The 8,459-nt window shown below is 68.9% G+C and carries 10 protein-coding genes and 1 pseudogene; 4 read left to right on the forward strand and 7 right to left on the reverse strand.

Annotated features, from left to right (window positions below; translation table 11 throughout):
• Positions 1–43: 43 nt before the first annotated feature.
• The 3 genes from FrCorBMG51_RS02325 to FrCorBMG51_RS02335 form a co-directional block, all read right to left on the reverse strand.
• The gene (locus tag FrCorBMG51_RS02325; protein ID WP_047221447.1) at positions 44–1,363 is read right to left on the reverse strand and encodes a tyrosine-type recombinase/integrase; all 1,320 of its coding nucleotides are present in this window, start codon (positions 1,361–1,363) and stop codon (positions 44–46) included.
• A complete protein-coding gene (locus FrCorBMG51_RS02330; protein WP_047221502.1) occupies positions 1,363–1,572 on the reverse strand; it encodes a hypothetical protein in 210 nt (69 codons plus the stop codon). The genes FrCorBMG51_RS02325 and FrCorBMG51_RS02330 overlap by 1 nt, the downstream gene beginning before the upstream one ends.
• Positions 1,573–1,839: 267 nt before the next feature.
• Positions 1,840–2,124 (reverse strand): hypothetical protein, encoded by a 285-nt coding sequence (locus FrCorBMG51_RS02335; protein ID WP_047221448.1) that lies wholly within the window; start codon positions 2,122–2,124, stop codon positions 1,840–1,842.
• 164 nt (positions 2,125–2,288) lie between these two features.
• On the opposite strand from FrCorBMG51_RS02335, the gene FrCorBMG51_RS02340 reads away from it, so the two are divergent.
• Positions 2,289–2,468 carry a helix-turn-helix transcriptional regulator gene (locus tag FrCorBMG51_RS02340; RefSeq protein WP_047221503.1) on the forward strand — a complete coding sequence of 60 codons (180 nt, stop codon included), beginning with the start codon at positions 2,289–2,291 and terminating at the stop codon, positions 2,466–2,468.
• Between the two features lie 6 nt (positions 2,469–2,474).
• Here FrCorBMG51_RS02340 and FrCorBMG51_RS02345 read toward each other — a convergent pair whose 3' ends face one another.
• From FrCorBMG51_RS02345 to FrCorBMG51_RS02360, 4 genes and pseudogenes are all read right to left on the reverse strand, one after another.
• Positions 2,475–2,669, reverse strand: a complete 195-nt coding sequence (locus FrCorBMG51_RS02345; protein WP_047221449.1) for a helix-turn-helix domain-containing protein — start codon at positions 2,667–2,669, stop codon at positions 2,475–2,477.
• 31 nt (positions 2,670–2,700) lie between these two features.
• Positions 2,701–4,325 (reverse strand): annotated as a pseudogene (locus FrCorBMG51_RS02350) (replication initiator).
• 244 nt (positions 4,326–4,569) lie between these two features.
• Positions 4,570–5,253 (reverse strand): hypothetical protein, encoded by a 684-nt coding sequence (locus tag FrCorBMG51_RS24580; protein WP_052914229.1) that lies wholly within the window; start codon positions 5,251–5,253, stop codon positions 4,570–4,572.
• Positions 5,250–5,459: a hypothetical protein gene (locus FrCorBMG51_RS02360; RefSeq protein ID WP_047221450.1), complete on the reverse strand. Its 210-nt coding sequence runs from the start codon at positions 5,457–5,459 to the stop codon at positions 5,250–5,252. The genes FrCorBMG51_RS24580 and FrCorBMG51_RS02360 overlap by 4 nt, the downstream gene beginning before the upstream one ends.
• A 293-nt stretch (positions 5,460–5,752) precedes the next feature.
• Here FrCorBMG51_RS02360 and FrCorBMG51_RS02365 point away from each other — a divergent pair, with 293 nt between their 5' ends.
• The 3 genes from FrCorBMG51_RS02365 to FrCorBMG51_RS27820 all read left to right on the forward strand — a co-directional run bounded on the left by FrCorBMG51_RS02365 (position 5,753) and on the right by FrCorBMG51_RS27820 (position 8,451).
• Positions 5,753–7,141 carry a hypothetical protein gene (locus tag FrCorBMG51_RS02365; protein WP_157180355.1) on the forward strand — a complete coding sequence of 463 codons (1,389 nt, stop codon included), beginning with the start codon at positions 5,753–5,755 and terminating at the stop codon, positions 7,139–7,141.
• The gene (locus FrCorBMG51_RS02370) at positions 7,141–7,668 is read left to right on the forward strand and encodes a flavoprotein (protein WP_047221451.1); all 528 of its coding nucleotides are present in this window, start codon (positions 7,141–7,143) and stop codon (positions 7,666–7,668) included. Before FrCorBMG51_RS02365 ends, FrCorBMG51_RS02370 begins: the two co-directional genes overlap by 1 nt.
• A 348-nt stretch (positions 7,669–8,016) precedes the next feature.
• Entirely contained in the window at positions 8,017–8,451 is a 435-nt protein-coding gene (locus FrCorBMG51_RS27820) for a hypothetical protein (RefSeq protein ID WP_157180356.1), read from the forward strand.
• The last annotated feature ends 8 nt before the right edge of the window (positions 8,452–8,459 follow it).

The raw sequence follows: 8,459 nt of genomic DNA on the forward strand, positions 1-8,459 counted from the left end.
GCAACTCTGATCTGTCCTGGCAGCCACGTTGGCAGCCAAAGTGTCATGTCGGTGTCTGGTCTCCTTCGTCGGCCTCCCGGTCGTCCGCCTGCTCGCCGTTCGCTGAGTCGCTGTTCCCGGGTTCGCCGGCAGTCGGTGTGTTGTCGGAGCCCCACAGCGCCTCGCCCATTCGTGTCGCCGCGTCGGTGCGCAGTTCGGGCGCTACGTGGCTGTAGGTCCCGAGCGTCAGGCCGATCTGTGAGTGGCCGAGGATTTCCATGGCGACCCGGGCGGGCACGCCCTGGGCGAGCAGGAGGCTCGCCGCGGTGTGACGGGCGTCGTGCAGGCGTGCGGCAGCCACGCCGGCATCCTTGGCAAGGGCTTTCCATTCCCGCCAGTCCGCCGCCGGGTCGATCGGGTGCCCGTCCGGCCGGGTGAACACCAGCCCGTGTTCGTTCTTCCAGAGATCCCCGGCGGTGTCCCGTTCGGCGTCCTGATGCTCCCGGTGCGCGCGCAGCGCCGTGACCAGGGGAGAGGGAAGGGTGATCGTGCGTCGGCCGGCGCGGCTTTTCGGCCGGACGATGACGAACCCGCCGCCGTGCCGTTTCGGGCAGTTCCCGCCCCGCTTCCGCTTGCACGGGTCGTCCGCGCAGCCGTGTTGCCAGGGCCGGCGCTGCAGCGCCTGTCGGACGGTCAACGTCCCGGCGTCCAGGTCGACCGCGTCCCACGGCAGGCCGAGCGCTTCGCCCTGACGCAGCCCGAGTGCCAGCGCCACCGACCAGCGCGCCCCGTTCGGCCGGGTGACCGCGAGGGTGAGGACCTGCCGCGCCTGCCCGGCGGTCAACGGCTGCACCTCGTCCCGGTCGACGGACGGCGCGTCGACGAGGGTGCAGACGTTGCGGGTGACCTTGCCCCGCTGGACGGCGACCTTGAGCGCCCGGCTTAAGATCCGGAAGCACTGCAACACGGTCGCCGCCGCCAGGCCAGCGTCGAGGAGCCCGTTTCGCCATGCCTCCACGTGTTCGGGTTCGAGCCGGTCGAGGCGGTGCCGTCCGAGAACCGGAGTGATCCGGTTCCGCACGTATCCGCGGTAGGTCGCGAGAGTGGACGGCCGGACCCGTCCCGGGGCTATGTGGTCGACCCAGTGCGTCAGCCATTGTTCAACGGTGAGCGGCTTGTCACCGATGACGATTTTCACGCCGTCTTCCTGCTGGCGGTGGAGGGTGCGGAGTCTGTCCGCGACCTCGGCGCGGGTACGGCCCGACAGGTACTTGCGTTGCCGTTTCCCGCCTACCCAGCCGAGATCCACCGTGGCACGCCAACGACCGTCAGAACCCTTGTAGATCGCGCCTTCGCCGTTGCCCCGGCGCCGTTTCTTCGCCATCAGGCACCGTCCAACGGGTTGCCGTCCGGCCAGGCGATCCGGTCACACCACGGGCAGCCGTACCGGCTGTCGCCCATGTCGCAGGCGAACACCTCGTGCCCGGTCGAGTCCTCGAACCAGCGGCCCTGACCACGGTTGGCGCGGTCGAGATGCTCATGCAGAGCTGCGATCACGGACACCGTCCGCGGTCCGTCGTCGGGTTCAGGCAACACGAAAGATCACTCCTTGCCGGAAAACGAAACGGAGAGGAAAAGGAGGCGGGAGAAGCGCCGGAAAACGCCGTGTGCTCATGTCGTGTGGCGCGGGTGGCCCGCTCCTCTGGAGCGCGGGAGGGTCTGCCGGGGAACCGGCCGCGTCCAGGGCGCTGACGCGTCACTGCGTGATCGGCTTCGCCGACCCTGGACCCGGCCGGCTCCCCGGCAGGAAAGGCGCCTACCAGAGGATCGGGAAAGAAATGGAGGAAAGAACCGCGCGGGTCAGCGCATCGCCGGGATGACTGGCGGGTTCCCGATTCCCGTTGGCAGCAGCGCCGGTGTGCCGGGGATGATCCGGAAGATCAGGGTGATGTCGATGTCGCCGAAGGCTTCGGTGAACACGGTGTCCACCGGTACCGCGCCGAGCGCCGAGCTCACGTCGACCGGGTCGGCACCCGGCCGGACGGTCACCGCGTAGTCACCGGAGTGGGACCGCTGAACGGTCACGAACGGCGGTTGGCTGGACGGGGTGCGCCACGGGCCGTAGGCAGGCGGAATGATGGGCATCGGGTCTCGCTCCCTTGGTATGAAGGGTCGGGATCAAGGTCTCGGTGCGGTGTTGGCGCACCCACCGGGACCGCCTGACGGACTGGACGGTCGTCCAGTCGATGGCGACGGTACGCGCCTTCTGGACGGTCGTCCAGTAGTGTCGGGTTATGTCGGATCACCTCATGGGCGCGGCGGAGATCGCGAAACGGCTCGGGGTGGGCCGCACGCGGGTGAACCAGTTGTTGAAGGAAGACCCGACTTTCCCGAAGCCGACCGCCACACTGGCCGCCGGTCACATCTGGAACACCGAAGATGTGGAAGCCTGGATTGCCGAACGCCGGCCGTCTGATGGCCGGACCTGACCGCGATCACGCTGCTACCTCCCCGCCGGAGAGCCCGCGGAGCCGATCGACATAGGTGACGAGCGCCGTCCGCGGTATGCGCCGTGCCCGCCCGATGCGGACGGATTCGATCTGCTCGGTGTTGAGGAGTTCGTAGACGGTGGTGCGGCTGACGCCGAGCAGTTCGGCCGCTTCCGTGGTCGTGAGAAGAAGCTTGTGCACGGTCGCTCTCCGATGATCGTCGGGGCAGGGCTCAGGCCGCACCGGGCATGCTCGGATCGATTACCGAAACCGCGCCGGGATGTCCGCGGGTCGCCCTTGCCGCGTCGAGTTCGGCGCGCCAGCGGTGCCGGTCGGCGATCGCGCGTAGCAGCAGGTGTTCCCGGCGCGGGGTGGCCGGATCACCGGGGCGGAGAAGCTGCCAGACCACACGGTCGGACGAGCCGCCCACGGGGTCGCTGTCGCCGCTGTGGCCGAGCACGGCGAGCTGTTGCCGGACCCAGGTTTTCCGATCTTCTTTGTGGTCGGCGAGGGTCTTGCCGGACCACTTCCGACTGACCAGCACGCGCCGGCCGCCGAAGCCGAGGGTTTCCCGCCGGTGGACCTTGCCCTTGCAAAGTCCGGGCACCAGCCCGGCCCGCGAATTCTTCGGCTGCACCCCGTAGAGCAGCCAGTTCGCGCAGCCCGGCGAGCACGGTTCGTAGCGCAGCGCGTCGGCGAGCCGGTCCACATGCGCCCGCTGCGCGTCGGTGTCCACCGCGTGGCAGGCGTCCAACGACTTGGTCAGATACTTCGTCAGGTAGCCGATCAACCGGCCGGTGTTCGCGTTGTTCGCGGTCACCCCGTCCGCGCGGACCTGCACCCCGAACCGGACCACGTGCGCGGGTTCGGCATCGTCACCGATCGCGTCCAGCGCCTCATCCCAGCTCGGTAGCGCAGCCCCCGAGTCCGGGTCGTGGTAGCCGCCGGCCTGCTCATCCCAGACAGGCAGCCGATCGATGCTGTAGACCGGCCGGTCGGACGGGGGCCACCACACCTGGTGGTAGGTCGCCGCCGCCACTTGGCGAAGCAGGAGCCGCGGGATCGTGCCGCGCATGGCCGCGTGCAGGTGCGGGGCGAGACGCCGTTGCGGCTCCAGGCAGGCAAAATACTGCACGTCGTAGCCCACCGCCCGGCGGAGGTTCTGCCAGAACCGGTCGAGCAGCTTGGGGAAGTGGATCGCGTCGCGGGCCNGTCCGGGTCCACTGGGGTGCCGTCGGAGGTCACCCTTCCGTAGGAGTCGCAGGTAAGGGTGAGGAACATCGACGGCCGCCACACCGTCCCGTCAGGTGCGGTGAACGTCCGCCCGACTGTGCGCCGGTCGACCGGCAGCCGGGGCAGGTCGGGGGCGTCCTGGCGCCGCCGGGTCGACCGGGTCCGCCGGGGCCGGTCCCGGGTGTCTGGTGCGGTCTTGCCGCGCACGCCGAGATCGTTCAACGCCGCGTCCACCTGTGAGATCAGATCGTCCACCTCGGTGACCTGATCCACGTCGTGGCCGGTGGCGGCGTCGGTGCGGACGGCTTCGAGATCCGCCCGTAGCTGGACGAGGGTTTTCGCCTCGTCGCCAGGCGGGTCCGGGTCGGGCAACGGTTCATCGTCGAGATGCCAGCCGGCCTTGCACTGCGCCATCCGCAATTTCCGCGCCCGTTCCGCGCACGGCGGGCATTTCGATGCCAGGGTGGCTCCGCACGGCATGGGAAGCACGGCTGTTTCCTCGGTGTGGGTATCAACCCGGCGTATCGCCAGCGGGCGAATGCACACTCCATTCTCCGCCGCAACGGCTTCGACGACGTGACGGGCCAGCGGAAAACGCATGCGTTCCGCCCGGGTGGTGTTCATCGTCCGCACAACGTCTGTCACCGGTCCAGAATGCCCGTTCCTATACCCGTGTACGGATCATCGGAATCGTCGTGATGATGTCCATGGACGTCCGTTGGTGTCCGTAGTCGTCCGCTGGTGTCCACTGCTTACCAGCATTCACGGAAAAGAATCTTCGCAGAATTGTTTGCGGGTTGTCCTGCGGTGGGTGGGGGTGGTTGCCGAAACACCGTCCCCACCGGCCGGCGGCTGGTGGCGGGGTGCTTCAGCCGTCCGCCGGCCGGGCGTCGGGCAGCAGCGGGCAGGGGTAGGTGGTGCTGGGGTGATCGTCGGGGAGCCAGAGGGTGTGGGTGCAGCGGGTGGGGGTGATCTGCCAGGTTTGGCGGTTGCGGGGGTCGTCGATCTGGACGGGCAGGCGGATGCCGGGCTGGCTGGTCTGGGCGTGTGCCCAGGCGTGGCAGGCGTTCCAGGCGTCCGGGTCGAAGGGGCTGAGCAGTGTCCCGTCGCCGTCGAGGACGAGGAGCGGGCCGAGTCCCAGCGGGGTCGGGGTGTCGTCGCCGGGTAGGTCGAGGGCGGGTGGGGTGGTCCGTGGGGTGGGGGTGCAAGTCCGGGCCGGCCGGGAGGTGGAGGCCTGCCGGGTGCGGACGCGCTGGCGGTTGCGGAGCTGGTCGGGGCTGAGCGCGGTGGCGATGGCGGTGTGGACGGCGTCCAGGGCGGTCCGGACACCGGCGTGGAAGGCGGTCTGTTCCCCGGGGGTGGTGGCTGGTCCGGAGGTGTGCAGGGGTGGGGGAGTGGTGGTGAGGGCGGCGTGCAGGCCGCGGCGCATGTCGGTGGTGAGCAGGACGGGGTCGCCGTGGGGGTGGCGGTCGTAGGCGGCGTCGCGGGCGAGGACGGCGAGGGCGTAGGCGCGCAGCGCCGCCGCGGTCCGGGGGAGGTTCTGTGCGGTCACCGGTTGGCTCCGGCCTGGTGGACGGTGGCCGGTGTGGTGGTCGCGAGGAATTCCACGGGGCCGACCGCGTAGTCGTCGATGCCCGCTGTGCGGGCGAACTGGTCGGCCGCGGCGGCGCTTTCGAAGACCAGCACGATGCCCGTGACCTGCCGCTGGTGCGCACCGTCGAACCTGACCAGCCCGTACAGCGCCTGTTCGTCGTGCACGTGTATCGCCTCCGCGGGTCGGGGAAGAAGAAGGGCTGGTTCCGGGCGGGCCGTGTGTGGCCCGGGAAGGCACCCGCCCGGAACCAGCGAGGTGCGGCACCGCGCCGGGGGACCGCTGTCAGCCCGGCCGGAACCGCTGCCGAAAGTCCATCGCGTTCGCCTCCCCGTCGGGACGTTCACCGTGGGAGATCCCGGAGGGATACTCGGGGGATACCGGGGGGAGGATCGGAAGTCCGCACGCCCGCGCTGTACGAAGACCCGTCAGGTCGTGTCCGCACTTGTACGCTTACGCTGTGAGACGGTCTGCGGTGTCACCGAACGAGCAGTTGCGCGCCGCCCGGCTGCGCACCGGTTCTGCCGAAATTCCGGGGGAGCCGCTGTCGCGGCAGGAGCTGGCCGAGCGGGTGAACCGGTGGACGTTCCACCGGGATGGTCGTATCACCGAGGTGGACGGGAACTACATCGGCAAGCTGGAACGCGGGGTCATCCGCTGGCCGCAGCGGTGTTACCGGGAGGCGTTGCGGGCGATCCTGCGGGTTGAGACCGACCGGGACCTCGGCTTCCACCGCCCGGCACGGAATGCGAACGGAGGCACGGACGTCGACCGGCAACAGTTCCTCCGCGCGGCAGCGGTCGTCAGCGCCACCGCAGCCCTACCCGTGCCCGGCACGACAGCCGGGGCTGCCACCGCCTCCGCTGAACACCCGGAAATCCTCAATCGGCTGCGGGCCGCGGTGACCACGCCGGCGGGATGGCGGCATGCCTACGAGCCGACTCCGACGGGCGTCACGGAGCTGGCGTGTGCGGCCCGGGAGGCCCATCGCCGCTACCAGGCAGCCGAGTACGACGCGGCAGCGGCACTGCTTCCCGGTGCCGTGACCGACCTCGACGGTCTGACCGTCGACGTTCCGGCGTTCGCCCGCGCCGAAGACCTGCACACCGCCCGGTCGATCACCTACCTGGCGGCGGCGAAACTCGCGAGCAAACTAAAGGATCATGATCTTGCCTGGGTCTGCGCGGACCGGGCCGCACAGTCCGCCCTGACCGCGCACGCGCCCGCTCTCGCCGCCACCGCCCACCGGCAGATCGCCTGCGTGTTCCACGAGACCGGACGATGGCAGGACGCGGAACGCATCAGCCTGCAAGCCGCCGAAACGCTCACCCGCACGGGTGACGGCCACAGCCCGGATGTCCTGTCCGCGCGGGGCGCGCTGTTCCTGCTCGCGGCGATGACCGCCGCACACCAAGGGGACCGGGCCGAGGCCAGGCGGAGACTCGCCTATGCGGCCGAGGACGCGAAGCGGCTGGGCGGGGACGGTAACCGGTTGTGGTCCGGGTTCGGGCCGACGAACGTGGCGCTGCACGCCCTGGGGGTGTCACTGGCGTGCGACGCACCGACCGGCGCCGTCGAGATCGGCAACCGGATCGACACGAGTGCGCTCCCGTCGTCGTTGGTGGGCCGACGCGCACAGGTCCACGTCGACGTCGCGGACGCACACGCCCGGCTGCGGGACGATGCCACGGCCACCGTGCACGTGTTGGAGATCGAACGTCTCGCGCCACAGGTCCTGCGGTTCCACGCCCAGGCCCGGGATGTGGTGGGCACGATGCTGCGGCGGGCCTGCGGGTCGACGTTCCCGGTCCTGCGCGGGGTGGCTGACCGGGCTGGTATCGCCGCCTGATGCCGACCGAGGCCTGCTCGCCGGTGCTCTACACGGTGGTGTGCGCGGCACCGCCCGCCCGTCAGATCGACGGCTTCGTCCGCCAGGCCCAGAACCTGGGATGGTCGGTGCGGGTCATCCTCACCCCGGCCGCCGCTGATTGGCTCGACGTCGATGCCCTGACCCGGGTGAGCGGGAACCCGGTGCTGGCCAGGCCCCGGCGTCCGGACGAGCCGCGAGCAGCACCGGCTGATGCCGTCGCGGTCGTGCCCGCCACGTTCAACACCGTCAACAAGTGGGCGGCCGGGATCAGCGACAACGCCGCCTTGGGCGTGCTCAACGAGGCGATCGGGCTTCGTCTGCCGGTCGTCGTCGCCCCCTATGCCAAGGAGACCCTGACCGCGCATCCGGCGTTCGACCACAGCATCCGGCTTCTCGACGAGTACGGCGTGACTGTTCTGCCGACCAACATCATCCGCCCGGTGGAGAGGACCGACGTTTTCCTCTGGGTACCGGTCTTCGCTGCTTTGCCGAATCTACCTGTTTAGGATCAAGGACCGCGCCGCGCGACGGCTGCGCGCGGCGCTGGCGCGCCGTGCTCGCCGGCGCGTCGCGTGGCCGGCGTCTCGCGCCTTCCGACACCGCCTGCTCTGACCTAGAGCCAAGCGCACGTCACCGCTCTCATCAGTGGTGATCGCCTCGCCAATATCGACGTGGCCAGACCCTCGACAAGATCGTTCCAAAGCGCCAGACTATGTGTCGTGAACGCAGCATCGCACAGCGCTGCCCCCAGTGCGGTGGGCTACCAGCACCAGACATGGTGGGCACTCCAGGAGTTGCTACGTCTGGGATCCAGTCGACCAGACGCTTCTATCACGTTGGAATTGTATGACGACGTGGCGTGGGAGGATGCTGGATCGCCAACGGAGCTATTGCAGATCAAACACCATCAGACAGCAGTAAAACATCTAACTGACTACGCGGATGATCTCTGGCGGACACTGCAGGTTTGGATGGATGAATCCCATCCTGCGGATGCAGACGGTCCTGCCCTCCTGCTCGTCACAACGCAGGAGACTCAGCCCGGCAGCGCCGTCTTCGCACTTCGAGAGCAGTCGTTGGATATCGATGCCGCATTGAACATCCTGGAACATGTCGCGCGTAAATCCAGCGCCAAAGGCACCGAATCTACCAGGTCTAAATTTCTTTCATTGAGTTCTTCACATCGACGGAACTTCGTGTCGCGCATGAGGGTTGTCGATGGCTCACCGGCGATCGATGATGTGCGGGAGATCGTAAAGAAGCACCTCTACTGGTCACAATGCCGCTAAGATAAGAA

This window comes from Protofrankia coriariae (assembly GCF_001017755.1).
In the GTDB taxonomy this organism is placed as follows: Bacteria; Actinomycetota; Actinomycetes; order Frankiales; family Frankiaceae; genus Protofrankia; species Protofrankia coriariae.